Genomic DNA, 24,846 nt, shown 5'->3' with positions numbered 1-24,846 from the left:
AAAAGCAACATGCGATACATGATTTCATTCATGGGGACTTTACTCGCTGCAGTGCTGCCACTGGTCACACTTCAGGCGTCTGCATTGGAAGCTGTGCCGGCAGTCCCTTCGAGCAACGCCACGCAGGCCACCTTTCTGGATGCTGCATGGGCAAAGGGGCGTGTGGTCGCCGTTGGCGATCATGGCATGGTGTTGCTTTCCGATGATCAAGGGAAAAGCTTCCATCAGGCAAGCTCGGTACCGTTGTCCACGCCACTGACCGGTGTTTCATTCGTCGATTCCAGGCAAGGTTGGGCGGTTGGTCACTGGGGGGCGATTCTGGCCAGCAACGACGGCGGTGACTCCTGGCAGATTCAACGACTGTCCAGCAATGAGGATCGGCCACTGTTCGCTGTGCATTTTTTCAACGCCGAACAAGGTGTCGCCGTCGGCCTTTGGTCACTGGTGTTGACGACCGATGACGGCGGAAAAACCTGGGCTGAGCAGAAGCTTAAAGCCCCACCGGGATCTAGCCGTGCCGATCTCAACTTGATGGGGCTTTTCGTCGATGCTCGCGGCAGCGTGTATGCCGCTGCCGAGCGAGGCCAGGTGTTGCGTTCCGATGACTTTGGGAAAAGCTGGAGCTATCTGGATACCGGCTATGAGGGCACGCTTTGGTCGGGAGCCGTGTTGGCCGATGGCACCCTGCTGGTCGGTGGCCAACGCGGCACACTGCTGCATGGCACCGCGGACGGACAGGTTTGGCAACGCGTGCCCCTGGAGAGCAAGAGTTCGATCACGGCCATCGCCGTGTCAGGAAAGCAGGTAGTCGTGGTCGGTCTGGATGGGCTGATGGTACGCAGCAGCGATGGGGGAGGGAGTTTCCAGGAGCAGAAGACGCCCGATGGCGTTTCGCTGACGGCTGCATTACTCAGCGGCAATGACTATCCCGTTCTGTTTTCTCGACGTGGTGTGGTGCCGGTACAAATCAAGTAAAGGCATCTCTCGAGACGTCGCTGGAAAGGCGAGTTGTTGACTCTGTTCTTTGACCCCATAGCTGATTTTGATTCCTCCCTTTGAGGGACCTCGTCGGATCCGACGTCCGGTCCCTTTTTTTTGAAATCAGCCAATCATGAATTCGACTGTTTTTTAAGGAGGACCCATGTTTTCCGGAAGAAAGCTCAAGCGTCTGGCTGAAGAGGTCAGCTCGCGAATATCGTCGCTGTTGAGTGGACAGCCAGCTCCCGATTTCCAAGGGGGGTTGATCAACAAATATCCATGGTTGGCTGACAGCTTCGATGGGCTAGAGCGGCGGCTCAACCATCAGGAGCATGACAGTGCTGGTCAGAGATCAGATGACTCTGAAAGTGCCCTTGTCAGTGATCTGAAAAATTGTCTGCAAGCCGCTCGGGATGAAATGCACGAGCTTCAATGTGAGATCAAGGAGAGCAACCTGAAGCTATCCGATCTGAATGAGCAGTTGGTTTCATGCAGGGAAAAGGAACAGGTCTGGGAAGTGACCAAGAATGCGCTCACAGAGGTTTGCTGGGAACTGTTTATTGTTGACGGAAATCCGGATCACCCTGAAAACCAGCTTCGCTGGTCGAAGCAGTTCCGCGAGCTCGTGGGCTATTCGGAACAGGATTTCAAGGATGACTGGGAGGGGTATTTTTCAATCGTCAATCCGGATGATCTGAAGCATGTCATGAAGGTGGTGACGGAATACCTCAATGCCGCAGACCCTTACTCAGGCTATACGGTCGAGTACCGAATGAGGCACAAATTCAAAGGAGAGATCTGGTACCGCGAAAGGGGCCAGGGCGTGATGGATCGCAGTGGCAGGCTCCGCCGCATCATCGGGGCCGTACGTGATATCTCGGACGAAAAGCTTGCCCAAACGATACGCGCGCGGGAGTTGGCTGGCATACAGACAACTTACGAACAGATTTCGCAGGTCGTGAACGTGATCAAGAGCATCACTGACCAGATCAACATGCTCGCCCTCAATGCAGCAATCGAAGCGGCACGAGCTGGTGATGCGGGGCGCGGATTTTCCGTAGTGGCAGATGAAGTGAAGAAGCTCGCGGGCAGAACTCGAGAAGCCACTCAGACGATTCAGGAAATGCTCTCTTCAAAGGCGCTTTAGCCATCGGAGAGGGCGTCCTTTCGGAGCACCCTGCATAGCGGATTTATCTGCGCGCAAGTGTCCGTTGCTCCCACAGCCTGCATATCAGGAACCCGCTGGATGAGCAGGGCACCTCGTATTTTTGGCCTGTTGTCAGGTGGTGCCTGCGCTGGGCCTTCCATCTACCGGTTGAACGACTGGCGAACCATAAGGGCTCGCTTTCAGGGAAAGTCTTGTGCGCGATTATTATTAACATAACAGTCGTTGCGTAAAATAAAACTCCTTGTTAAAGTCGACAAAACAACAAAAGGCCCCCAGGAGGTCGAACATGAAAAATTCCAAGGCTGGTTCCTGTCCGAACAACGGCTTGGCCGTTGCCAGAGGCTTTCTGGGCGAAACGCCAAAGGCCCCATCCACTATCGAACTCAACTGCCTGGGCGGTCGCCAGCCAATGACTTGCGGGCCGGTTCCGGCGAGGGTGCTCTGATGATTACGCTCAAATCCACCATGACGTTGCCGGCTGCCGGGTTGTCCGGTTTCGAATCCCCCCTGAGCGAAGAAGAAGCAGCGATCCAGGCCTCGGTACACCGTTTCTCAAAGGAGGTGCTGCGGCCGCTGGGTCGTGAACTGGACCGGATGAAAGCCGAGGAGGTCATCGCTCCTGGCTCGCCTTATTACTCACTCTTCAGTGAGTACGCCAAGCTGGGATTGGATCCCGCGCTGCTGGCGGAGCTGCCGCCGGAAATGGCGGTGCGGATCGAATCCCTGATTGGTGAAGAGCTTGGCTGGGGTGATGCAGGTCTGGCGGTTTCTCTCGGCTGTGCCGGTTTCCCGCTACAGATGGCGGCCGCTGCCGGCAATGCTGAACTGGTGGAGCTTTGTCAGGGCCGAATCGGTTGCTGGATGGCCACCCAGCCTGATCGAGGGAGCGACAATCAACTCTTCGATATAGCGCGCGATTGGCCTGCGGGGCAGCAGGCTAACATCGGCAACCTGACCGCAAAGGTCGTCGGCGACGAGATCATCATCAATGGACAGAGCTCGGCCTGGGTGTCCAATGGCGCAGTGGCGCAGGTCGCCTTTGGCCTGATGTGCGCCGACTACGGCGACGGCTTTTTCGATAGCAACGGACTGCCCCATGGCATCGCCGTGGTCATCCCGCTGGACCTCAAGGGGGTTTCCAAGGGCAAGCCGCTGGACAAGATCGGGCAGCGTTCCTTGCCTCAAGGTGAGATCTATTTTGACAGTGTGCGGGTACCTCGGCGCTTTGCCATCGCCGAGCGAGATGCCTACTACGGCGCCGTCAGCTCGTCCTGGTCCTATGCCGGTACTCACATGAGCCAAGTCTTCACTGGCGTCGCTCGGGCAGCCTTCGAGTATGCGCTGCAATACTGCCATGAGCGTCGCCAGGGCGGTCAGATGTTGATTGACCATCAGATGACGCGCCTGCGTCTGGGCGAAATGTTGCGCCGCGTAGAGATCGCCCGCGCCGTGGCTCGTCGTTCGCTGAGCTTTGCTCGTCTGTCGCCGCAAACCCACCCTTACGCCACTGCCTCCGCCAAGGTCACGGTGACTGAAGAGGCGTTGGCCGTTGTCGAGGAAGCCTTCCGCCTTTTCGGGGGTAACGGGACCACGCGCGAATACCCGATCGAAAAGCTGTTGCGAGACACACAGGCCGCTTTGATCGAGGACGGGGAAAACCGTGTCCTGACCATGCGCCTGGGGTTGCTGGCCCAGCAGCTCTATGCCGAAGGTTGGGCCCAGGGCTGAGCCGACCAAAACACCCAACAAAAATCATCCAATAAGAAAGCGAGGAACACGAGATGGCCAAATATCCTGTTGTTGTCTATGGCGCCAGTGGTTACACCGGCATGCTGACCATGGACTGGCTGATCGACCAGAACATTCCTTTCACAGCTGTGGCGCGCAACGCCGGTCGTGCCCAGGAAATGATGGCGCAACGCGTCGTCGGCCTGGAGTCGGCCAAATATGAAATCATCGAGTGCCCGCACGAGGTCGAAGCGCTTGTAAAGGTGTTCAAGGGCGCGCGCGTGGTCTGCAACACCGTCGGCCCGTTCGTCAATTTCGGCAAGGTGACGGTCGAGGCCGCGCTCAAGGCGGGCTGTCACTACCTGGACCCTGCCGGTGAGCAGGAGCACATTCGTGCACTGCGTGATGAGTTCGGCGAGTTGTTCCGCCAGGCCGGCCTGCTGCTGTCGCCGTCGCTCGCCTACATGTACACCTTCGCCGAGATCGCTGCCGAGCTGGCCCTGGAAACCCCCGGCGTGGACTCCCTGGAAACCGCGACCCTGACCCGTGGGCCGCGTGTCGGTGCCGCCGGTGTGACCGTAGGCTCCACCGCCACCATCTTCGAAGGCTTTCGCCATCAGGGCTCCTATCTGTGGGACAAGGCGCTGGTTCCGTATGCGCCCAACGCCAGCTTCAACATCGTTTGCCCTAATCTGATGGAGTCGGTGTTCTGCCTGCCCTGGGGCGGAACCTCGCTGCCAGTGTATTTCGAGCAGGATGCGCGTGTGCGCAGCTGCATGTCCTGCGTCGGCTTCTACGACAACCCTGTGATGAAGAGTGTCCACGCGCTGGGGCAGAAGTGGGAAGCCGAATACAAGCACCTGCCGAAAGAACAGCAGGATGAGGTGATCCAGAGTCTGGTGGATTCGACCACGCCGAGCATGCCGCCTCGTGAGCGCAGCACCCTGCAGCGCACAGTGGACTTCGCGATCGGCCGCGGTCAACTGGCGGCAGTCCGGGCGACCGTGCACGGCATCACCCCCTACATCGCCACCGGCGCCCTGCAAGCCGCGGCAGTGGCCAAGCTGCTGGACAACGATGTCGCCAAGGTGGGTTTCGCCTCGTCCTCGAAGGCCTTCGGTCACCGCTACATGCTCGGCTTCCTCGAGCAGCGCGGCCTGGCACGCGCCACCATTACCCAACTGTGAAGTGACGAAGATGGCGATTATTGATTTTTTCGATCGTGGCTGGCGGATCAATCCGCACGGCGCGGCATACATCCAGGACGGCAAGGTAACGACCTTTACTGAAGCGGGGGAACTGTCCTGCCGCATCGCCAACGCGCTCCTCACGCAGGGGGGCGCGTCCGGAGTCAAGGGCGCGGTCTGGGCGGCCAACGATGTGACGGCCTGGCTCTGTGCGTTGGGCCTGTGGCGCGCCAATCTGTGCTGGATTCCGGTGGGCGCGCGCAACGCGCCCGAGGAAAACCGTTACGTGCTGGACGCCTTCGACTGCGAGATCCTGTTCTTTCAGCGCGAGTTTACCGAGGTGATTGTTGCCCTGCGACCGCAGCTGCCCAAGATACGCCGGTGGATCTGCATCGATGGCGAGGTGGAAGGTGCCGAGTCTCTTCAGCACTTCGTCGCGCAGCAGCCGGCAACCGACCCGCAGGTGGACGTTGATCCGGAAGACGTAATCTGGGTTGGTCCCACAGGCGGTACGACGGGCTTGCCCAAGGGCGTCATGAACACGCATCGCAGCGTGCAGACCAGCTTTGCGCACTTCATGATCAATACCCCTTATCCGGCCAACGCCAGGCCGGTGAATCTGGCGGCGGCGCCGATGACCCACACCGCCGGCATGCTGTCCATGCCCTGCACGGCCAGGGGCGGTACGGTTGTCGTGATCACCAGGCCGGAACCGCAACTGCTGCTCGAGGCAATCGCGCAGTACAAGGTGACGGAATTCTTCCTGCCGCCGACCGTCATCTATCGGCTGCTCGATATTCCCGATCTGAACAAGAAGGTCGACTTCTCGTCACTACGCTACTTCCTCTACGGTGCGGCGCCGATGTCGGTCGAGAAGCTGCGCCAGGCGATCGAGGTCTTCGGGCCAGTCATGATGGAAGGCTACGGGCAGACCGAAGCACCAGGCGCCATCGCGCATCTGACCCCGGGCGAGCACTTTGTAGATGGACATGTTGCGGGTGATGAGCGGCTGTCCTCCGTTGGCCGACCCAATCCCCTGGTTCGCGTCGAGATCATGAACGACGACAACGTGATTCTGCCGCAGGGCGAAACCGGTGAGATCTGCGTACGCGGCGATCTCATCATGAAGGGCTATTACAAGGACCCGCAGAAGACTGCCGAAGCCATTATCGATGGCTGGCTGCATACCGGCGATATCGGTCATCTCGACGCCGATGGCTATCTGCATATCACCGACCGCAAGAAGGACATGATCATTTCGGGTGGCTTCAACGTCTATCCGAGCGAGGTCGAGCAGGTGATCTGGGGGCATCCCGCTGTGCGCGACTGTGCGGTGATCGGTGTGCCGGACGAGACGTGGGGCGAGGCGGTCAAAGCCGTCATCGAGTTGAACGAAGGTCAAACCGTCGACGCGCAAGCGCTGATTGCCCTGTGCAAGGAGCAGTTGGGCTCGGTGAAGGCACCCAAGACGGTGGACATAGTGCTGTCCCTCCCGCGCAGCCCGGTCGGCAAGGTGCTGAAGAAAGACCTGCGTGCCCGTTATTGGCAAGACGCTAAACGGCAAATCTGAAGTCCAGGAGTCCTCTGATGGAACCAATCTATATTGCCGGCATCGCCATGACCGAGTTCGGGCGCCATCCGGACCGCAGCCTCCAGGACATGGCCCTGGAGGCACTCAATGGTGCGCTGGCGGATGCCCGCGCCCAACGCTCCGATATCGGTGCCGTCTTCTACGCCGGCATTACCAACGGCCAATTGCAGGGGCAGCTGTCAATCCCCGGGCAAGTGGTGTGCAGCAAGATCGGCATTGAAGGGGTGCCGATCTACAACGTCGAAAACGCTTGCGCCTCGGGCAGTACCGCTGTTCATCTGGCGGTGCAGAGCCTGCGCGCCGGCGCCACCGACGTGGTGCTGGCCTTGGGCGCCGAGAAGATGGTCGTACCCGACAAGATGAAAACCCTTTCCCTGTTCGAGGCTGGCTGGGACGTCTCCACCGCCGAGGAGAACTACGCGACGCTAGTGAGGATGGGGGAGGGCATCGTCGTTCCGGCGGGCTCCGAGTCCGATCGGCCGTACAGCAAGTTCATGGCCATCTACGCGGCCATGTGCCGTTGGCACATGAAGACCTACGGCACCACCCAGCGCCAGATCGCCGCGGTGTGCGCCAAGAACCACAATCACTCGGTGCACAACCCCTATTCACAGTTTCGCAAGCCTTTCACCATCGAAGAGGTGCTGGCCGCGCCGCCCATTACCTATCCGATCACCCTGCCGATGTGCGCACCGATGACCGACGGCGCTGCAGCCGCGATCATCTGCACCGAGGCGGGCCTGAAGCGCATAGGTGCCGACCCCAAACGTTGCGTGCGGATCGCCGCCAGCGTGATTCGCAGTTTCACCCTGCGCGACCTGGCCGAACCTGAGAAGCATGTCAGTCACCTGGCCGCGCTTCAGGCCTACGAGATCGCCGGGCTAGGTCCGCAGGACATGCATGTCGCCGAGGTCCATGACGCTTCCGCGATGGGCGAGATCATTCAATCGGAAAATCTCGGCCTGGCGCCCCTGGGGCAAGGCGGGATCTGTGCCGAGCGTGGTGATTTCACCGTGGGCGGTCGGATACCGATCAATCCCTCTGGCGGTCTGGAATCCAAAGGTCACCCGCTCGGCGCAACGGGCATTGGCCAGTTGTTCGAGCTGACCACCCAACTGCGGGGCGAGGCAGGGGCTCGCCAGGTCCAAGGCGCACGCCATGCGATCCAGGAAAACGGAGGGGGACTGATCGGCATCGAAGAAGGCGCTGTGGCTGTCCATATTCTGAGTCGTTAGGAGAACCCGTCATGTCTACCCATCAGTGCAACGAAAACCTCATGACACTCACCGATCCGGGGCAGTTTCGACGCTTTGGTGGGTGGATGGATAAGCCGGACGATCTGCAACTGCAGCTACAGGGCGATGTCAGCGCCGACGTGATAGTGGTCGGTGCCGGCTTCGCCGGCCTGTCCACCGCACTGGAGCTGACGGCTCGCGGGGCCAAAGTCATCGTCCTCGAGCAAGAGTTTGCCGGCTTTGGCGCCAGTGGGCGCAATGCGGGCTACCTTGCCGGCAGCATGGGGCTTGAGTTCGAATTGTTCGTCAGTCGAGTGGGGCGCGAGCGGGCGAAGCAGATCGTCCGTTTCTACGATGCAGGCGTCCCCTATGTGGAAAAGCGGTTGATCGAACTGGGCATCGACTGCGACTACAACCCTTCCGGGCTCATCCGCGCCGTCGTTCATCCCTCGCAGGAAAAGCGACTGCGCAAGAGCATGGAAGTCGGGCTCGATCTGGGTTCGGTCACGCGCTTCGTGGACCAGGCCGAGATGCGTGCACGCGGGATTCCTCCAGCCTTCCTGTTCGGTTGCACCCAGCACGGCGGCACGCTGGATCCGGGAAAATACATACTGGGGCTGCGCCGTGCAGCGATTCAGGCGGGCGTGAAGCTGTACGAGCAAACTCCGCTGCTGTCCTATAGCGAGGGGCGAACCATCACCTGCAAGACCTCGCACGGTAGCGCGAGTGCGCCAATCATGGTGCTGGCCACCAACGCCTTTACCCCACAACTGGGCCTGCTGCGCAATAAGGTCGCGCCGTTCCGGGTTTCTGCGATCGAAACCCGGCCGCTGTCCGCGACGCAGTTGTCATCGCTCGGCTGGCGAGGGCGCGAAGGCATTGTGACGCCGCATATAACCATGGAGAGTCACCGCCTGACTGCACGTAACACGCTGGTGCTGACCACCAAGCAGCTCAGTTACGTCTATGGCTCGAAGACGCCCAACGTGCCGGACGCCAGCGCCTATCGCGCATTGGGGCTGGCGCTGCATGAGCGCTTCCCGAGCCTGCGCGGTCTTGGCATCCAATCTTGCTGGAGCGGTTACGTCAGCATGGCGTACGACGCTCTGCCGGTGGTGGGCGCAACCGGGGCAGAGCAAAACATCCTCTACACGGCTGGGTGTGCGGGGCACGGTGTTGCTACCCAATCGCTCATGGGGCTGCTACTCGCCGAGCGAATCGGTGGTATCGAGAATCCGTTAATGGAGGCGTTGCACCACAAGACGCCTTCAATGCTTCCCGAGCCCCTGCAGTGGTGCGCCATGAATGTTGGCCTTGTGGCAGCCAAAGCTCTTGATGAGTGGACGAACTGGAGGGCCCTACAGCGGCGCAACTGATCATAGTTGTTCTGATGTTTCCCATGTGACTGATTATGTTCGCTTCGCCAATGTTGCGGAGCGAAATACCTGTTGGTCAGTGATCTCAATTAACCGCTGCGTGAGGCATTAGCCATGGCCAAGAGGCCTACCTCTGATTCCGGACTCGATTCAAAACGTAGACAATTTCTGAAACTCGCCGGTGCCTCCGTGGCCGTAGGCGGTTTAGGCCTGAAAGTCGGGCTGGCGCATGCCGGTGCAGCCGCTGGCGACGCGGGTGATGTTCTGGATGTCGCCATCATAGGCGCTGGCCTGGCTGGATTGACTGCCGCCCGGGACCTGCAGCTGGCCGGCAGCCAGTCCTTCGTGGTCCTCGAGGCACGGGACCGCGTGGGAGGTCGAACCCTCAATTTCGACATGGGCAACGGCCATGTTTCCGAGGTCGGTGGCCAGTGGATCGGGCCGGGCCAGACTGCTGTCGAGGATCTCGCGCGGCAGCTGGGGGTGGGAACCTTCCCAAGCTTCTACGAAGGCAGCACGGTCATTCTCGGCGGCGACGGCCGCCTTGAAGTCGATCTCAAGGGAACCTTCGGCACTGATATGACCGTCGCTGGAAAGCTCAGCGAGCTTTCGCGCGATGTGCCCTCGGGGGCGCCCTGGAATTCGCCGAAGGCAGCGGAGCTGGACAAGCTTTCGGTTGGAGATTGGCTGGCCCAGCAAAACATCAAACCTGAGGATCAGCCAGGTTGGGATGCCAGCATGACGCTGAGCGGTGGTGTAACCCCGGCCAAAATGGGGCTCTTGCATTTCCTGTCGATGATCAACTCAGCCAGCTGTGATTACGAAAAGCTCGACTCTATCAAGGACAGCGCCCAGGGTACTCGGTTTGTCGGCGGCTCTCAGATTCTCAGCACCAGAATGGCCGGGCAACTGGGGGACAAGGTGCGCTTGCAGTGCCCGGTCCGCAGGATTGCCGACTGGGATCGCGAGGTCGTCACGCTACACACGGACCAGGGGCTGGTGCGTGCGCGCAAGGTTATCGTGGCCATCCATCCTGCCCTCTGCAACCAGGTGCAGTTCGATCCGCCCCTGCCGCAAGCGCGTGCCGCTCTGCAGCGTGCCTGGCCAGCGCACTCCCCGGCGCGCAAGACGGCTATGGTGTACCCCCGGCCGTTCTGGCGCGACAAGGGCCTGAATGGGCACATCATCATGCTCAATGGTCCCATTATCTGGGCTTGGGATAACTCGCCTCCCAATGGGGACGTGGGCGTCATCAACGCCTTCATATCCAACGCCAATCTGCCCTCGGACCCTGCAACGGCGAAGCACATCCTGACAGAACTCTACGCGCGCGCCTGGGGAGACAAAGCGCTGCAGCCCGTGGCCTATCACGATCAGGATTGGGCGCGTGACGATCCTTGGTCGATCACCTGCATTTCGGCCATACCTCCGGGATTTTGGACCACCCATGGCGAGGCGCTGCGGCCGCCCTGCGGAAATCTGATCTGGTCCGGTACCGAGACCGCCGATATCTGGGCCGGTTACATGGATGGCGCGGTGCGCTCGGGGCACCAGAGTGCCCTGCAGGCTCTTAACGCCCTGCGTCGGGCATAGGAGGTGAATATGAAGAAGTGGATTTTGTTGGGATTTGTTACGGTCGCTGCCGGCCTGCTGACTGTTTACGGCAGGGACCTGCTCGATATTTATTGCCTGGTGACTCACATCAGCACGTCCAGCGAGGCGCGGCAGGCTGATGGTGGGCCGTGGCCACGCCTGACCGATGCATGTGTCGGTTGTCATGGCGCCCAGGGCAACTCGTTGCATCAGGGTTACCCGAGTCTCGCGGGCCAGCCGGCTCCCTACCTGGCGGCTCAGTTGCGCCACTTCGCCAGCGGCGAGCGAGCCAACCCGAACATGGGCCCGCTGGCATTGAGCCTGAGTGAGGCTGACATTTCGCTCCTGTCGGAGTACTTCGCCAAGCACCCAGCTGCTCAAAACGAGTCGTTCAAGCCTGATCCCGCTCAGCAGGAGAAGGGCAAGAAGCTGGTGGCGAGCGGGGGCTGCGCCGCTTGTCATGGTGAAGGTTTGATGGGGCACGACCAATTCCCGCGGTTGGCCGGGCAGGGGCATGACTACCTGCTGGCGCAGCTGAATGCTTTTGCGTTGGGTCGCCGCAAGGATCCGTCAGGCGCGATGACCGCCATTGTCACGACGTTGTCCGCGGATGATCGCAAAGCACTTGCCCATTATCTCGCGGCACTCGCTCCTGTAGCGAAGTGATGTATTGAGTTCAGTATTTAATAGAGGCCATTACTATGGAAATCAGGGATACCTTTGCGTTGCTTTCTTGCGTTCTGTTGGTGCTTTGCGGAGTGACTTACGGGATCAAGTTTCTTAAAAAACAGAATTATCTGCTCGGTTTCGAGTGGCTGATCGTTGCCTTCTCCGGGTCGAATCTTCTGATATACCTCCTCACTGAGTGGAAGATTAACTACAGCATCTCATTCTTTCTCGATGCCTTTTCCCGCGGGTTCGGTGTACCGATTGTTGCCACTCTTGGCCTGATGGCGGTCACCCATAATTACAAACCATCGGTCTCCAAGGATGTCTTGATATTCGCGGCTTCGTTCGCTGCCACATTCGTGCTCGTCCTGGCTGACTTCGTTCGCGAGCCGCTCCCGTACTTCTATGTGATCATGTGGTCGGGCTACACGATTTATCTCGCCTATTTCACCTGGCAATTGGTTTGTGCCGGAGAGAACCTGCACGCGCTGGCTACGGCGGTGGGTGCTGCGGTTGCCTTGGGCGTGGCTCTCGTCTATGACTTCTTCCCGATCCCGGGTGATGACACCAAAATGGTGTTCATGACCTTCGCCTTGACCACTTGGTCTTACACCATGATCCAACTGTATTACGCCTATGGCGCGCTGGCGCGCGCGATGGGAGGTTCGTCTCGGTCGCTTGTGCAGGCCCGCTAACCGATTTGCGAGCTGCATGGAATGAGCCGCCATTTTCTGGCGGCTCATTCGTTGACTCCGGCCTTTCTGTAGATCCGGGGGGAGTTCTGTCTTTCGAATGGGAATGTGGGGCAGGTGAGCGTCCATGCTCACCTTCATGAACAACGGGCTATTTGGCTCTCGGGGTCGAAGCTGGCGTCTGGTTGGCCAGGAAGTGGGCCGTGGCCCTGATCTCCTCCTCCGAGAGTGTGCTGGTCATGGCGTTCATGGCCTGGTTGGGGTCCTTGCGTTGCCCCTGCTTGAAGGCGGTGAGCTGGTCTATCAAGTAGTGTTCGCCCTGGCCCGCAATGCGGGGAGCGAGCGGGCCACCCGACAGGCCCTCGCCATGGCAGGCGGCGCATCCCCTGGTTGCGACTGTGGCTTGTCCACGTTGTTCCAGCGCTTCATCGTGGCTGGGGGCCTCTGTCCTTTCCGGCTGCTGACGCGCGAAATAGTCCGCCAGGGACTTGATTTGATCTGTAGTCAGATTAGCTGCGAGCGGGCTCATTTGCGGGCTGTGTCGACGCCCTTCGGCGAAGGCGTGCAACTGGGCTTCGATGTACGGCGCGGGTAGACCGGCCAGGGAAGCGTACTGTGCGTCCCGGGGCTGGCCATTGGCGCCGTGGCAAAGTGCGCAGGAATCCTGGATCTGTGGCCAAGCGCCGCCATTGGCCTCGTAGTTGGCATAATGCTGGTCGAGGGCGTCCATGAAGCGATAGCCCGCCACCATTTCCGGGCCATATATCGCGCTCGATACCGCCAAGGCCGCAACTGTCACGACCGCACTAATCACAAATGCTCGCTTCATCACACGCTCCTCCGGCGTTGAACCAGCGCCTGGAGCGCTTCGAGTGCTGCCCGGTGGCCGGCACGGATAGCACCATCCATCGAACTGGCCCAGAGATCGGCCGTTTCAGTGCCGGACCAGATCAGGCGGCCGACCGACGGTTTCAGGTACTGACCCCATTTGGTCAGAAAACCAGGGGGTATTGACGCGACGCAGGTGAGGGTCCAGGGATCGACCTTGCCCCAGTCGTGGTCGTGGAACTGGATGGGGTGCAACGCTTCATTGCCCATTGCTTGTGCATAGATGGCTGACAGGGCGCTTTGGGCGGCGTTGGCATCGTGGGGCAATTGGCCGCTTCTGACGAAGGCGCTGAGGACACCGACGCTGCCATCCGGAGGCGAATTGTCATAGGACAGGATTAGCGGTCCGTCGGCTTGCGTGATCTGGCCGTTCAGGCCCTTGTCCCGCCAGAACGGACGCTCATAGACATGTACGGTCTTGCGCATGGGGGCATGGGACGGCCAGAGACGCTGTAACTGTGCGCGCCCGCTGGGGAGGGGGGGATCGAAGCTGATCTGATTGCACAGGGCCGGGTGCAGCGCAGCGATGACCTGCCTGGCGCGAATGACGCCCTGGTCGGTATGCAGTTCGACCACATCTCGGTCCCAGCCGACGATCTTGCGTACCGGGCAGGACAATTTGACCTTGTCACCCAGTGCCTCTGCCATCTTGATACTGAGGATCTGCGAGCCACCGACGAAGCGAGTTTCCTGGGCGCCTCCCTTGAACCCCTCGAGTTTTTCCATGCGGCAATCGGCGGAATTGATGAGGGACAGGTAGTGCAACAGCGCCAGTACTGAGGGAGGGGTTCCAGTTGTCAGGCCTATGGAGGTATCGAAGCCGAGCTTGCTCTCATTGCTGCCCCCCTGCTGCGTCAGCCACTCGCCGACCGACAGTTTGTCAAGGGCAGCCGCATCCGTCGCGGTCCATGGCTCCTTGCTGGGTACTCCCCGCGCAAGTTCATTCAGCTTCTCGACTATCGACGCATTGGAGTTCTGGCCTTTGGTCAGGTCCTGTTCGAATTTGGCGTCACCCACCAGGTAGACGTTTTTGCCCTGGTAATAGGTCGGGAAGGTGTCGATCTCGAGTTCACGGGCCAGGTCGAAAATGGCCGTCTGGCCGGGGCCGATCCACTCGCCACCGGCTTCCGACACAACGCCTTTGCCCAGGTCGTGGTTGTAGGTGCGCCCACCGACACGGTCCCGGGCCTCGAGTACGACGAAGGACTCRCAGCCAGCGCGGCGCAGGTCCCGCGCCGAAGTCAGGCCGGCGAGTCCTGCCCCGATGATGGCTACGTCAAGGACGTCGTCCTGGCCAGCATGTAGCTCCTGAGCCGTGGCCCGCCCGCTCAGTGCGATCCCTCCGATCAAGGTGACGCTTCCAATCGCCTGAAGCAGCAAGCGTCGCTGGCGCGCTGGCAGCGACAATTCATCGTTATCTGAATCCATCTTCGCCTCTGTCATATTTATTGTGTTTTTACATAACAATCGTTATGTAAAAATACAGCACATTTGAAACCGTGCAAAGCAGAATAGAAGGGCGTTTGGTGTTGAGGAGGATGGAGGACGACGCAGGCCTTGCCGCCGGTGGAGTGGGCCGCGGCATGATAAGGGCAGGTGTCCTGCTGGATAGGGCGGTCAGAACAAGGCAGTCGGTGCCATTTAATAGCCATTACAAGAAAGCACGGTGCGCAGCCCCGACCTAATGATCCTGGAGAAGTGCGCTGCCCGTGAAGGCCAACTCAGCATCGTGCGTCAACTGCTTTACTTGGCGACTGCCTTTCTCTTGGAAGGTGGTTTTTGCGGTTGGGGTGGAGTGATCAAGGTCATGAGGGCATCGAGAAGGGATTGACCTCGGCTCGAACCGAACCGTTCAGGTTCGATCGGCAACATCATCATCCATCCATCGCTGATCGCGCTGAGCTGATCGGCGAGCAACTCGGCGGGGATATCGTCGCGGATTATGCCTTGGCTTTGCCCTCTCTCCAGTACCGATGTAAACACCTGGCGGAACCGGGCATATCGTTGCTTGATGACGCCGGCGAAAGCCGGTTCGTGCCTTGCGTAGCCAAGCAATTGGAGCCATGCGAGCCATGGGTCCGGCTCATCGGTGTTCGTCCAATCGAGCCATTGTTCGATGAGAGCCTTGATATCGATCCGCTCCTGGTTGTTCTCCAGCAAAGTGTCGATCTGGTCGAACAGGCTTTGTGCGACAGCGGTGATCATCTCCTCCTTGTTTGCGAAGTAGTAGGTCACCGCTCCCGTCGTACACCCGGCGTGCTGCGCCACTTTGCGCATCGAAGCTCCGGCATAGCCCTCGCGTGCGATCACCGCGATCGCCGCCGCCAGCAACTCGGCCCGTTTCGCCTTGTGGTCGCCTACGGGCCGACCCCGGCGGGAGACCGGTTCGGATTCGCTATCACTGGCTTGAGAGCTGTTGTTCATGGGCGTCTGGGGGCGTGAATCAGGCATAGGAAAGGGATAATTTTCGCTGGCTCAATTGATCGGAGTAACAGTTGCAGTGAAAAAGCTGCAACTTGCTATTTGCGGCTCAGCATATGGAATTTATTTGAAGAAAGCACCCTTGCAAGACTCGACGCAGAAGCTGGTCCGCTATGCCAGGGCTATCCCGAAGGGCACATCAGCGGCCTTCGGGCAGCCGTGCGATGCATCAGTCGTCCGCGCGGAAGATCACCGGAGCGATATTGGTGAAGTTCGCCACGTCGCCGATAACCTCAGCCGTCTTGGGGGAGGTGAGCACGGCATCGATTCCGGCTTGATTGTTGAAGCGCAGAATCACCAGGCCCGCGAGGGGCTGCGGACCGACGGCCGGGAACAGGGCCTCCGCCGATTGCAGTCCAAACTCACCCCATGCGGAGCGCGCGAGCGGGATGTGAGTGGAAAGGTAGTACTCCCGGTCGAATCTCGCACCTTCGGTTAAGGGGTAGCTCACGATAAGGGTAGCCATGGGTAGTCCTTGCTCTTGTTGTGATGGGGCAGTGAGGGCATCACGCGCGGGTCGGCAACCTGAAGCGCGATGTCTTTGTGAAATCAGGCTTCGCCGCAACCCACGACCGCAACGGCGCGAATTTCCACGCGAAGCCCGGGAAGGGCCAGTTCCGAGATGCCGATGGCGGTCCAAGACGGGTAGCGGTCGGGGAAGTACTGGTGCTTGACCTGCATGAATGCGTGCGTGTCAGCTTGAAGCTCAGTATGAAATGTCATCAGCTCGACAACATCCGCCAGGGTCGCGCCCGCCGCCTCAAGGGCGATTTTCAAGCCTTGGAAGGCTAGGTGCGCCTGCTCTTCGATACCATTGCCCGGTGTCATTGTGGCGTCGATTCCGACCTGGCCGGAAACCCAGATCATGTCCCCGACACGCGTCGCTTGCGGAAAGTGATAGTTATCGTAGAACACTTGGGATTGGGGAGGGGTGATGGTTTGCCGTTTCAGGTTTTGGGTACTCATTGCTTGATCTCCGATCATACGAGCTGGCGGAAGGTGGGGTGACGGAAGGGTTCTCCCGGCTTCAAGGTCATCAATTCTTCGGTGAACAGAACGCCTTCCTTCGGATAACCCGCATCGCTGTGCTCCGGCAGGGGGTTGAAGGTTGCATCGTCACCAAAGAAGCGGAAAACAAAGGTGTGGCGATCCGGGAAGGCTTCGTCGACCGGCGCGCCGCCGTGAAGCGAGCCGGGATGGAGCACGACCACATCCCCGGGCTCCGTTGCCCACGACAGAATTTCGTATGCATCGGGCGCCTGCTCGCGCTCAGCCTCGATATCGGGAAGGCGAGGCAGCATGCCGCCTCCATGCAAGGGTTGGGTTGGGTTGTTCGGGTCGAGGAAGGTGGTTCCATCAAAACGCGTTCCGCGGTGTGAGCCCCGAATGATCTCCAATGCATTCTGCTTGGGAACGGATTCGAAGCTGATCCACGCATTGCCCCAATGCATGCCGGCCCAGGGCAAATAAGAAGTGTCCTGATGCCAGAGTGTGCGCGAACCGCGTCCGCCAGCCTTGAGGAATACTTCCTCGGCGAAATACCAGACGTTTTCGGAACCCCAGAGGTGTGCGAACAACTGGCCAAAGGGGAGGGAAGAGACCAATTCCTCCAGGCGCTCCTTGGCGAGCGGATTGGCATTGTCGACATGCGACTGTTGCAAAGTCCCATCGAACATTCGAAACGCGTTGGGGCCGTGGTTCTCGACTGCCCAGTCATAGGCAGTCCGACACCGAGCTAGTTGCTCCTCGTTCAGAAGCCCTTTGATCAGGACTGCCCCATCTTCCAGGAATGCCTTGCGCAGAGAGTTTTGCATAGCGGCTTTCTCCTACGAGATTTCACTAAGGTGAGATTGATCGTAGCAGCGAGATTTATTTTACGCAACACATGTTACGCTAAATCGGCATGACGCCGAAGATGCCGACTCTCTGGGCGTGGTGGCATCGGATATGGGCAGCTTTTCCCCTCCAAAAGGCGGCCAGCTGCTGCCGAATCAATCAGGCCACTTGAACGTATATACGTGGCCTGTCGAGTCAGGCGAGTGGCCGCTTGTGGCCGTTCTCTGCCGGTCATGTCTCCACGAATCTTGCTGGTCAAATACGGTGCACATGACTGGTCAGGTCGAATGCAAATGGGGGGGGGGCAAGCCCGTGTAATTACCCAACTGTGATCTGAATATGGCCGAGAGCAAAATTCGCATGCTCTGAGAAATCCATTCAAAGTATCTGGTCAAGTCCCATGCAAACAGCTGGTCAGGTCCAATGCAAATGGGTGGTCAAGTAGGCTGTAATTTCGCCCCGTTGGGCGCTACTGTATTGATTACATTCCTTGAGGGTGTCGACTTAGCGCCTGACCAGATCTGAGGAGAACGTAGATCTTCAGCTGGAGTTGGTGGAGCGCTTGCAGTCCGATTCAAAATCTAGACAGTACCTCCCCATTCCAGCGCCTGAAGTACCCGACGAACCTGCTTGCCTCCGATTTCAGTTCCACAGAGCATGACCGGCGTATCTCCGCCAAGGGCATTGTTTGGTTTAGACATCCAGCATGCGGCCGTATTTCTGTTTTGGAACACCCTTTCAGCTAAAAGACAAACAAAGGCAACTCGATCTAGCCGTTCTGATGCGATGGAGTTGAGGGGCATTTGTTCACGGCTACGCCGCTTGAGCGTGGAGATTGACGAGTCGAGGAGCTGCTCCAAGCTGCACTCCTGAAGCTCAAAGGCTATGCGAACCACGTGTAAAAGCTGAGAGGAAAAGCCGGTTTTGATCTGAAGCAGCCGCTCTGAATCTTCGAGCGATACGCGATTGGTGCTGAAATCCCAAAATACGGCGATCGCGGCTTCGCGCAATTCGGCTTTTTTTACCTGACGACTAGCAGTGGTTTGGGTGTTCATCAGTTCGGAGTGTGCGAGCAACGGGACGCTCAGATGAGAGTCTGCGGGGGGAGGTGACAGTGAACCGTCACCAACAAATCCCACAGCACAGGCGGCAAGCTTAGCAGGGCACACCGATCTCGTAAATTCGGGGAAAATCTCGTTTTTTGCGTGCCTGGCGCTGAGCAGTCTTTGAAGAGTTCATCGCGTCTCCATCGTAAAACCAGGTGAATCCAACAGAGCGTACGCCCGGGGCCAATCAGATTTAAATAGCTTGATGGAGCGCAATCTGCATCCAGACGGGAATATCACTGTCTGCGAGCCGCTTGAATTCAGACGGGGTCATCTTGGCTTTTATACTGTTTATGACGGTGTCATTCAGGCCTTTTTTGCCTAAGTAGAAGAGGGCGCAAAGCGCTAATCCAACGTGGGTGCCGGCATGCTGCAGTTTCTCGGGGGAGACGTGGAGCAAGTGTACTAGCACACCACCAACCTTTACCTTGCGACTCGCACCGCTCGTGTAAAAAACTGGTTTGATTTGCATCTGGGTACTCAACCCGAAAGCCCTGACCGCTTCTGCACCATGCACCTGAATAATCTCGCGATTACGTCTAGCGATTATTCGGAGAACTGATTGGGTACTTGGTCGCACGTAACCAGCGAAATGACTGAGCTTTGGTCGCATATAAATACCGCGACTCAATCGCTCCAACTCACCTGATGCAGCCAGGCGAGATAAGGTTTTGGCCACAGCTGTGCGAGAACCTGCGTCAACAAATCGACCGATGCCGAATGGCTGCCCTTTGGGAGTGTATTTGATGCGTTTCACGATATTGGCGGTAACAGACATACCACTCACCAGTTTTGAGCCAAAAGCTAGCAAGCTCTTGCACGTATCTCAAACGTCTAGCTCTTGATACGGCGCTATAGGGTTTTAGACATAGGTGCTTTGTCGATTGTGGAGCTCAAGAAGGGGGGCGTGAGTCCATTCTTCATTTGTTCTTCCACCTTTCCAGCCAGCAAAATCTCATTTGAAGTGGGGTAATGACGTAAGAGCCGTCTAGCCTCGTTGCGTATGGATTCAGGCAACGCTTGATCATGGGATAGATCCACCAGAAAGTCTCGGGCCTGAATTATCGATCGCGTACGCTCATGCGGCATCGTCATCATTGAATCCTTAGGTAGGGGAACGAACAACGCTTGCACCAACGCATCGCGGAGAAAGGCTCGATGTCAGTCGCGCTTTCTTTTGACGGCTGGGAATAGAACCCTAACGCTTTTTAGGTTCACCTCGGTGTTCACACCCAAGTGCGAGTAGGTTCGATCAGGAACCTTGAAAAGTGGAACCCGCTCACCTTGTTGATTAATCGCCTCACTTGCCTCCAGGAGCGGCTCCATTTTCCATTGGCCGGTTTCATTTACAAAACCTGGAGTTACGTACTGAATGGAGCGCACCCGAAATGACTCGTGCTGGACCTTGAGAATGTCTTTCAGCGCGTCAAATGATGACACCATGAACATTTCACCTACGAATTCCTTGCCGTAGCGTACGTGTGCTTCGAGGTAAAACCAAGGGATCATGACCGTCTGCCGCATGAACGGACGCCCCAGAAAATCGGCATTGAAAAGGCTGGAAATGATTGTCGGCCCTTCATGATCCTTGCTCATCGCTGGTACCTCAGCATCTCGAATGAACAATATATGTTGTAGTCATATATTGCGCAATGTCGCCTTATCGTTCCTTTTGTGAGAAAGCAAAATGGAACTGAAAGAAGCATTTGGGGCGACGCTCCGACAGGCTCGCCTTCGGAAAGGCCTGACGCAGGAGCATTTTTCGTTAGTGAGCAGCCGCACCAATGTCAGTTTGCTTGAGCGAGGAGGCACCAGCCCGACGCTTGTGAAACTCGAGGAGTTGTGCAGCGTCTTGGAGGTTCATCCCGTCAGCCTGGTGACGGCGTGTTACATGCGAAAGGAAAACATCACGGATCTCAAAGCGTTTTTAGCTCAAGTGCGGAAAGATCTGAAAGCCATTGATTCTTGAAAAGCCATTGAGCGCAGGTTCCGTGGCTCACCAGATTTTCGTGACACTAAAAAAATCAATTTCGCTCGTGATGGGAAGCTGGAAGGTGTTATGCGACTCATCGCAGCGAAAGACGCATTGGCTCGATAAAACTGGATGTTGCAACGGCAAACCGAAACCTGGAATGCTCCGGTGCTAGGCCATGTACAAAGACCATATCGTCAAGCCTCGCAAGACCGTTTCCGGTAGATCCATTTTCGTCCCCCCAAAGAGCAATCTCTTCAGCGACGGCGGCTTTGTTGCGTCGCGTTAAATCTGTAGAGCAGGGCAGGGATGAGTTCATCAACGAAAAAGGCCTTCAGGCTATCTACGCATTTTGAGCTCTTTGACTGAGCGAGCTCTTTGCTCATCAAGGCTGTTGTAGTAGGTGTTTTGTGTTGTGCTAAGGCTGTTATGACGCAGATCCGCTTGTAGGTCTTTCATGTCACGAAGTGGCGCGTCAAACGTGGCAGCGGTATGGCGAAGCCAGTGCAGGGACGCTGAACGAAGCTGGTCGATTTCATCCTCACTCCAACCTTCACACTGCATACGTTGCAGTGCCCGATCAAACACCGTTTGAAGAAGCGATCTTACGTGTCGATCAGACAGTCCGCCGCGTCCTTTAAGCGTCGCAATCAACGGCGTTTTTTCTTGTGGTGAGGGCAGGGGAGACAGCTCCAGTGATCGGCGATAACGCACGAGATACTTCTGGATATACTCGTCCCGGACACTGATCTTGGCCGCTTTGTTGCCTTTGCCGACGACGTGAAACCACCAGTTACCCGTCGTGTCTCGTCGAATGTCTCCCATAGTCGGTCGCCAGTTGTCACGGCCGACCAGATCAGACACTCGGAGGTACATTGCGAATAGCGTGGCCACAACAAACAGCGTGCGCTCATGGCGAGCGTCTTCGTCAGCCATCTGTTCTGCCGTGTCGATTACAAAACTCCACTGCAGCTCAGTGAGCGACCGAGACGCGACGTCCTGTATGTTCCGCTGCTTGTAAATCGACTTCTGCTTGATGGCGCGGAACGGATTAGCCTCTGTAAGGCCTTCATCCATTGCGTGTTGAAAGAAACTGCCGCAGACAGCGAAGACCTGAGCCACCGAGCCCTGGGCCATATGGTAAGGACGTGAGGAGAGATCACTGATCGCCTCATTCCCAAGCTTGCGCTCCCGTTTTGAAACGGTACAACTGAAAGGCCTCCAATCAGAATTCACCACGTACTCATCTGACTCAAGACGTTTCCGGCCGCCGACGCGCTTGAACCTGGACTTGACTACAGGACCAACCCAGTCCGCCGGCGGGTTAAGACAAAACTCCATAAATTGCTCCGCATCAGTGCGGCGAAGTTCCAGCAGCGGTTTTCGCGCCACAATCAGCGACCAGAGCAACAGACGCTCGACATGTGTCCTGAAAGAATTGAAGGTGGACTGGTTGCCGGCGTACGACTTCAAAAAACTCCGCACGACCAAGTAGCTGTCAACGGCGTGACAACTGTCCTCGAAACTCTTGAGATATTGCTGGACGGCGGCACGCTCATTGTTGAGCTGGAGAAAATTGAGCTCGTGGAAGCACTCGAAGGTATCAAATAGCGGCTGAGGGATGCGTGACATGAATGGACCGATTCGGTACTGGAATGGCACTAGCTTGGGGGGCTAAGGGAAGTTATGCAATATCCGGGTCTGACAGTTATCGGATATTACACCACACCTAATCCTTCTCTCTGCCTCGGGTATGACGCACACCATGTCCACTATGACGGCAAGTAGAAGCCGACGGCAAATTCAATGTTCTGCGCACATCAGAGATGTTAACACCTATCCGGAGGCATCCTCACTTCGAGTGCGGAAACCGTCGGCATGACAGGTTCAACGATACCTCGGACATCAATCATGACGCTGGGATGTAAGATTATGAGCAGTCAGGCAACGGAGTGAACCTCAGCTATTGCCTGACTCGATGTAGTCATCGACCGGAAAGATGCAAACCATCGCTATTTTTTAGAAGGCGTGTTCATACTGGGGAAATTGTTGAAAGGAGCGCACCTAAAGGGTTCCAGGGGAATAGGCACTGAAATGCATAAGTCTAAATCGCCGGAAAAACGACGGAAATCGGCCGGACAAACGTAGTTGCTCAACCAGAGTTGCATCAGTTGTGTCTAAACCCGAGAAATTTATAGGGCCGTTTCCGGAGAACAAGCGCTGGTTAGGGAGTCACAACCCATGCAGACAATTTTTTTCTTTTGAAAACAGATAGATATGACGTCGGAGGGGATTCCGGCTAACCATAGTCGCTGACATACTTCTTATGAGCCTCATGAACATATCTAACATAGCACATCATTTAACATAATATACATTATGCGAACCATCCTATACAGGCGCGGGAGCGTCTGGTGGTCAGATTTGAAGCCTGACGCGACTTATCGCACACGCCTGAGCGATATCCTTCATCTGTTGGCAGATATCCAATCTGGCATGAACGAACCTTCGTTCATCTGGTGCTGATCGTTAACGCTCAGATTTGAACGCTAACGTTCAGGCTTGAGCTACCTCTAGCTCACCAGAGAGCTACTTAGTCAGTGGCCAGATTTGAATCCTGATCGGCATCCGGCAGCAGCTCCAGCGGCGGCATTCCATAACACACGATGAACATGTCTTTGCAGCCCAGTTCGCGATACCAGTCCACCACGTCATCAATCAGCTCGTCCAGGACCCCGATCAAAATGTCATCGGAACCTTTCGCGGCACTTTTCTCGTATCGATAACGCGCCTTGGTGAAAACGTCGCGATATTTCTCGATCCAATGTTCATGGCGATCAAGCCGAATACGTTGCCGGATCGATTCAGGTATCGCATAAAACAGCGTCAGCAGATCGTGCTTATTCGGGTATCTGCGGTTAGCCGGAACTCTCTCTACTGTTTTCAAATACTCGTGTGCAGCCTCAAGCGCATCGTCGTCCAGTTTGTATGTTTCATTGACCTGGCCAAGCTTGTCATCGGGCTTTGATACGAAGCTTTTCAGCAGGATTTCCATTCCGATTGCAGCATTAATCTGCGCAATGTCCAGCATGTCATGGCCACGTCTAAGATATATTGCAGCCTTCAAATAACGGTAAGCGCTCTCGACCATCCAAGGCGTTAGGTGCTGCTGCATTAGGCTTACTCCAGATTGAAATTTTCAACCAGAGCTTAACTCGAACAGATGCAGGGGGTTTAACAGTGGTATGAACACTCCCCTTCAGCTACGATTTATCTATAACCAAAAAGAATAACTAAACTAAATGACTATTTAGTTGAGCTAAGTAATGCACAGGACGTGCTCAGGGGGCGAGTATTTCCTGAAGAAACTCAATGAACACATTGATGCGACTGGAACCACGATGATTGGGCAGGTACAGCGCATTGATACAAGTGCTCGCACTGCCAGGGTTGACCTCATACTGCTCCAGCACGCGCGTCAGGCGACCTGCGCTGACATCGTCACGCACCAGCCAATCAGCCAATAGCGTCACCCCGCCCCCGGCCAACGCTGCCTCGCGAAGAATGTCAGCGTTGTTACTTTGCAGCCTTCCTTGCACATTCAAGCGAATGATTTCCTCATCGCCCTTGAATGTCCAATGGTGGTGGCCCGTGCGGTAATCAAAACGCAGGCATTGATTCTCCAACAGGTCACGGGGATGTCGTGGCAGTCCGGTACGCGTGAGGTATTCGGGACTTGCCACAACCCAACGCTGGAAATTGCCCAGGCGCTTGCTGACGATGTCATCACTGACGACCGATGAACCAAGACGCACTGACACATCTATTTGCTCGCTGAGCAGGTCACTGACCTCGTCACTCAGAGAGAGGCTGATCTCCAGGCCGGGATGACGATCCAGCAGTCGTCCCAGATGAGGAGCGATGATGCGTCGGCCGAATTCCACCGGGACGCTGGCCCGTAAGCGCCCTTGAGCTTCGCTGCCACGATCGGTCACAACGGCATCGGCTTCGTCGATGGCCTCGATGATCGCCACTGCCTTTTCGAAATAGTCCTGCCCCGCCACCGTGACGCTCGTGTTGCGCGTGGTGCGGTTCAACAAGCTGGCGCCCAGCTCGCTTTCCAGCCCCGCTACCTGCCGAGTCACAGACGAAGTGGAGATACCAAGTTTGCGCGCCGCTGACGAATAGCCACCACAGCGTACGGTTTCGACAAACATTTTGAGCGCCAGCAACTTATCCATAAACGGCGTCCGGGATAGAAAAGGAAAGGTAGCGACTGTGCATGACCAGGCGTCGTACGTCTTGCATYGCTGTGCTCAATCAGTAGTGGATCAAGCCCGATATGA

The 24,846-nt window shown here is 57.3% G+C and carries 25 protein-coding genes; 12 read left to right on the top strand and 13 right to left on the bottom strand.

The features are described 5' to 3' along the window. The first annotated feature begins 9 nt into the window (after window positions 1-9). From AC1DRN_RS09700 to AC1DRN_RS09650, 11 genes are all read left to right on the top strand, one after another. Window positions 10-975, top strand: coding sequence for a WD40/YVTN/BNR-like repeat-containing protein (locus AC1DRN_RS09700; RefSeq protein ID WP_457265874.1), 966 nt, complete (start codon window positions 10-12; stop codon window positions 973-975). 166 nt (window positions 976-1,141) lie between these two features. Beyond that, the gene (locus tag AC1DRN_RS09695; RefSeq protein ID WP_414917500.1) at window positions 1,142-2,125 is read left to right on the top strand and encodes a methyl-accepting chemotaxis protein; all 984 of its coding nucleotides are present in this window, start codon (window positions 1,142-1,144) and stop codon (window positions 2,123-2,125) included. A 307-nt stretch (window positions 2,126-2,432) separates the two neighbouring features. Beyond that, complete coding sequence (locus tag AC1DRN_RS09690; RefSeq protein ID WP_457265876.1) at window positions 2,433-2,591, top strand: hypothetical protein; 159 nt, start codon at window positions 2,433-2,435, stop codon at window positions 2,589-2,591. Beyond that, window positions 2,591-3,874 carry an acyl-CoA dehydrogenase family protein gene (locus tag AC1DRN_RS09685; protein ID WP_457265877.1) on the top strand — a complete coding sequence of 428 codons (1,284 nt, stop codon included), beginning with the start codon at window positions 2,591-2,593 and terminating at the stop codon, window positions 3,872-3,874. The genes AC1DRN_RS09690 and AC1DRN_RS09685 overlap by 1 nt, the downstream gene beginning before the upstream one ends. Before the next feature lie 53 nt (window positions 3,875-3,927). Then, a complete protein-coding gene (locus AC1DRN_RS09680) occupies window positions 3,928-5,061 on the top strand; it encodes a saccharopine dehydrogenase family protein (RefSeq protein WP_108217637.1) in 1,134 nt (377 codons plus the stop codon). A gap of 10 nt (window positions 5,062-5,071) precedes the next feature. After that, window positions 5,072-6,631, top strand: coding sequence for a class I adenylate-forming enzyme family protein (locus AC1DRN_RS09675; RefSeq protein WP_457265878.1), 1,560 nt, complete (start codon window positions 5,072-5,074; stop codon window positions 6,629-6,631). 17 nt (window positions 6,632-6,648) lie between these two features. After that, window positions 6,649-7,887: a thiolase family protein gene (locus AC1DRN_RS09670; RefSeq protein WP_457265879.1), complete on the top strand. Its 1,239-nt coding sequence runs from the start codon at window positions 6,649-6,651 to the stop codon at window positions 7,885-7,887. A gap of 11 nt (window positions 7,888-7,898) precedes the next feature. Continuing rightward, complete coding sequence (locus AC1DRN_RS09665; protein WP_457265880.1) at window positions 7,899-9,263, top strand: NAD(P)/FAD-dependent oxidoreductase; 1,365 nt, start codon at window positions 7,899-7,901, stop codon at window positions 9,261-9,263. A gap of 114 nt (window positions 9,264-9,377) precedes the next feature. Next, on the top strand, window positions 9,378-10,856 hold the full coding sequence (locus tag AC1DRN_RS09660; protein ID WP_457265881.1) for a flavin monoamine oxidase family protein: 1,479 nt from the start codon (window positions 9,378-9,380) through the stop codon (window positions 10,854-10,856). A 9-nt stretch (window positions 10,857-10,865) separates the two neighbouring features. Continuing rightward, window positions 10,866-11,522 (top strand): c-type cytochrome, encoded by a 657-nt coding sequence (locus AC1DRN_RS09655; RefSeq protein WP_457265882.1) that lies wholly within the window; start codon window positions 10,866-10,868, stop codon window positions 11,520-11,522. Between the two features lie 35 nt (window positions 11,523-11,557). Next, window positions 11,558-12,220 carry a hypothetical protein gene (locus tag AC1DRN_RS09650; RefSeq protein ID WP_457265883.1) on the top strand — a complete coding sequence of 221 codons (663 nt, stop codon included), beginning with the start codon at window positions 11,558-11,560 and terminating at the stop codon, window positions 12,218-12,220. Between the two features lie 148 nt (window positions 12,221-12,368). On the opposite strand, the gene AC1DRN_RS09645 is transcribed toward AC1DRN_RS09650, so the two are convergent. The 10 genes from AC1DRN_RS09645 to AC1DRN_RS09600 all read right to left on the bottom strand — a co-directional run bounded on the left by AC1DRN_RS09645 (window position 12,369) and on the right by AC1DRN_RS09600 (window position 20,124). Then, window positions 12,369-13,046, bottom strand: coding sequence for a c-type cytochrome (locus AC1DRN_RS09645; RefSeq protein WP_457265884.1), 678 nt, complete (start codon window positions 13,044-13,046; stop codon window positions 12,369-12,371). Continuing rightward, window positions 13,046-14,533 carry a flavin monoamine oxidase family protein gene (locus AC1DRN_RS09640; RefSeq protein WP_457265885.1) on the bottom strand — a complete coding sequence of 496 codons (1,488 nt, stop codon included), beginning with the start codon at window positions 14,531-14,533 and terminating at the stop codon, window positions 13,046-13,048. The genes AC1DRN_RS09645 and AC1DRN_RS09640 overlap by 1 nt, the downstream gene beginning before the upstream one ends. A 315-nt stretch (window positions 14,534-14,848) precedes the next feature. Next, window positions 14,849-15,529 carry a TetR/AcrR family transcriptional regulator gene (locus AC1DRN_RS09635; RefSeq protein ID WP_457265886.1) on the bottom strand — a complete coding sequence of 227 codons (681 nt, stop codon included), beginning with the start codon at window positions 15,527-15,529 and terminating at the stop codon, window positions 14,849-14,851. A 226-nt stretch (window positions 15,530-15,755) separates the two neighbouring features. Next, complete coding sequence (locus AC1DRN_RS09630) at window positions 15,756-16,052, bottom strand: EthD family reductase (protein WP_457265887.1); 297 nt, start codon at window positions 16,050-16,052, stop codon at window positions 15,756-15,758. 83 nt (window positions 16,053-16,135) lie between these two features. Beyond that, a complete protein-coding gene (locus tag AC1DRN_RS09625; protein WP_457265888.1) occupies window positions 16,136-16,552 on the bottom strand; it encodes a RidA family protein in 417 nt (138 codons plus the stop codon). A 14-nt stretch (window positions 16,553-16,566) separates the two neighbouring features. Further along, window positions 16,567-17,400 carry a phytanoyl-CoA dioxygenase family protein gene (locus AC1DRN_RS09620; protein WP_457265889.1) on the bottom strand — a complete coding sequence of 278 codons (834 nt, stop codon included), beginning with the start codon at window positions 17,398-17,400 and terminating at the stop codon, window positions 16,567-16,569. Window positions 17,401-18,003: 603 nt separating this feature from the next. Continuing rightward, window positions 18,004-18,477 carry an antitoxin Xre/MbcA/ParS toxin-binding domain-containing protein gene (locus AC1DRN_RS09615; protein ID WP_457265890.1) on the bottom strand — a complete coding sequence of 158 codons (474 nt, stop codon included), beginning with the start codon at window positions 18,475-18,477 and terminating at the stop codon, window positions 18,004-18,006. Window positions 18,478-18,721: 244 nt separating this feature from the next. Then, entirely contained in the window at window positions 18,722-19,306 is a 585-nt protein-coding gene (locus AC1DRN_RS09610) for a DUF6088 family protein (RefSeq protein ID WP_457265891.1), read from the bottom strand. A 74-nt stretch (window positions 19,307-19,380) separates the two neighbouring features. Next, window positions 19,381-19,617, bottom strand: coding sequence for a BPSL0761 family protein (locus AC1DRN_RS09605; protein ID WP_477786687.1), 237 nt, complete (start codon window positions 19,615-19,617; stop codon window positions 19,381-19,383). Between the two features lie 72 nt (window positions 19,618-19,689). Beyond that, window positions 19,690-20,124, bottom strand: a complete 435-nt coding sequence (locus tag AC1DRN_RS09600; RefSeq protein ID WP_154946434.1) for a hypothetical protein — start codon at window positions 20,122-20,124, stop codon at window positions 19,690-19,692. A 91-nt stretch (window positions 20,125-20,215) separates the two neighbouring features. Between AC1DRN_RS09600 and AC1DRN_RS09595 the strand changes: the two genes are divergently transcribed. Continuing rightward, on the top strand, window positions 20,216-20,497 hold the full coding sequence (locus AC1DRN_RS09595) for a helix-turn-helix domain-containing protein (RefSeq protein ID WP_457265892.1): 282 nt from the start codon (window positions 20,216-20,218) through the stop codon (window positions 20,495-20,497). A gap of 342 nt (window positions 20,498-20,839) precedes the next feature. Here the strand turns inward: AC1DRN_RS09595 and AC1DRN_RS09590 are convergent, their stop codons facing one another. The 3 genes from AC1DRN_RS09590 to AC1DRN_RS09580 form a co-directional block, all read right to left on the bottom strand. Beyond that, window positions 20,840-22,132: a tyrosine-type recombinase/integrase gene (locus AC1DRN_RS09590; RefSeq protein WP_457265893.1), complete on the bottom strand. Its 1,293-nt coding sequence runs from the start codon at window positions 22,130-22,132 to the stop codon at window positions 20,840-20,842. A 961-nt stretch (window positions 22,133-23,093) separates the two neighbouring features. Further along, on the bottom strand, window positions 23,094-23,675 hold the full coding sequence (locus AC1DRN_RS09585) for a hypothetical protein (RefSeq protein WP_223457931.1): 582 nt from the start codon (window positions 23,673-23,675) through the stop codon (window positions 23,094-23,096). 166 nt (window positions 23,676-23,841) lie between these two features. Continuing rightward, window positions 23,842-24,741 (bottom strand): LysR family transcriptional regulator, encoded by a 900-nt coding sequence (locus tag AC1DRN_RS09580; protein ID WP_223457933.1) that lies wholly within the window; start codon window positions 24,739-24,741, stop codon window positions 23,842-23,844. Between the last annotated feature and the right edge of the window lie 105 nt (window positions 24,742-24,846).

Source organism: Pseudomonas sp. P5_B3, assembly GCF_056400405.1.
The sequence above is the reverse complement of the archived record's forward strand: the minus strand, read 5'-3'. Positions and strand labels throughout refer to the sequence as shown.

Coding starts and splice junctions, on each gene's coding strand:
- AC1DRN_RS09695 (WP_414917500.1), top strand. CDS start 1,142: ATGTTTTCCGGAAGAAAGCTCAAGCGTCTGGCTGAAGAGGTCAGCTCG.
- AC1DRN_RS09620 (WP_457265889.1), bottom strand. CDS start 17,400: ATGCAAAACTCTCTGCGCAAGGCATTCCTGGAAGATGGGGCAGTCCTG.
- AC1DRN_RS09625 (WP_457265888.1), bottom strand. CDS start 16,552: ATGAGTACCCAAAACCTGAAACGGCAAACCATCACCCCTCCCCAATCC.
- AC1DRN_RS09580 (WP_223457933.1), bottom strand. CDS start 24,741: ATGGATAAGTTGCTGGCGCTCAAAATGTTTGTCGAAACCGTACGCTGT.
- AC1DRN_RS09655 (WP_457265882.1), top strand. CDS start 10,866: ATGAAGAAGTGGATTTTGTTGGGATTTGTTACGGTCGCTGCCGGCCTG.
- AC1DRN_RS09685 (WP_457265877.1), top strand. CDS start 2,591: ATGATTACGCTCAAATCCACCATGACGTTGCCGGCTGCCGGGTTGTCC.
- AC1DRN_RS09605 (WP_477786687.1), bottom strand. CDS start 19,617: ATGCCGCATGAGCGTACGCGATCGATAATTCAGGCCCGAGACTTTCTG.
- AC1DRN_RS09595 (WP_457265892.1), top strand. CDS start 20,216: ATGGAACTGAAAGAAGCATTTGGGGCGACGCTCCGACAGGCTCGCCTT.
- AC1DRN_RS09670 (WP_457265879.1), top strand. CDS start 6,649: ATGGAACCAATCTATATTGCCGGCATCGCCATGACCGAGTTCGGGCGC.
- AC1DRN_RS09700 (WP_457265874.1), top strand. CDS start 10: ATGCGATACATGATTTCATTCATGGGGACTTTACTCGCTGCAGTGCTG.
- AC1DRN_RS09665 (WP_457265880.1), top strand. CDS start 7,899: ATGTCTACCCATCAGTGCAACGAAAACCTCATGACACTCACCGATCCG.
- AC1DRN_RS09590 (WP_457265893.1), bottom strand. CDS start 22,132: ATGTCACGCATCCCTCAGCCGCTATTTGATACCTTCGAGTGCTTCCAC.
- AC1DRN_RS09585 (WP_223457931.1), bottom strand. CDS start 23,675: ATGCAGCAGCACCTAACGCCTTGGATGGTCGAGAGCGCTTACCGTTAT.
- AC1DRN_RS09615 (WP_457265890.1), bottom strand. CDS start 18,477: ATGAACACCCAAACCACTGCTAGTCGTCAGGTAAAAAAAGCCGAATTG.
- AC1DRN_RS09660 (WP_457265881.1), top strand. CDS start 9,378: ATGGCCAAGAGGCCTACCTCTGATTCCGGACTCGATTCAAAACGTAGA.
- AC1DRN_RS09610 (WP_457265891.1), bottom strand. CDS start 19,306: ATGTCTGTTACCGCCAATATCGTGAAACGCATCAAATACACTCCCAAA.
- AC1DRN_RS09630 (WP_457265887.1), bottom strand. CDS start 16,052: ATGGCTACCCTTATCGTGAGCTACCCCTTAACCGAAGGTGCGAGATTC.
- AC1DRN_RS09675 (WP_457265878.1), top strand. CDS start 5,072: ATGGCGATTATTGATTTTTTCGATCGTGGCTGGCGGATCAATCCGCAC.
- AC1DRN_RS09635 (WP_457265886.1), bottom strand. CDS start 15,529: ATGAACAACAGCTCTCAAGCCAGTGATAGCGAATCCGAACCGGTCTCC.
- AC1DRN_RS09645 (WP_457265884.1), bottom strand. CDS start 13,046: ATGAAGCGAGCATTTGTGATTAGTGCGGTCGTGACAGTTGCGGCCTTG.
- AC1DRN_RS09650 (WP_457265883.1), top strand. CDS start 11,558: ATGGAAATCAGGGATACCTTTGCGTTGCTTTCTTGCGTTCTGTTGGTG.
- AC1DRN_RS09680 (WP_108217637.1), top strand. CDS start 3,928: ATGGCCAAATATCCTGTTGTTGTCTATGGCGCCAGTGGTTACACCGGC.
- AC1DRN_RS09690 (WP_457265876.1), top strand. CDS start 2,433: ATGAAAAATTCCAAGGCTGGTTCCTGTCCGAACAACGGCTTGGCCGTT.
- AC1DRN_RS09600 (WP_154946434.1), bottom strand. CDS start 20,124: ATGAGCAAGGATCATGAAGGGCCGACAATCATTTCCAGCCTTTTCAAT.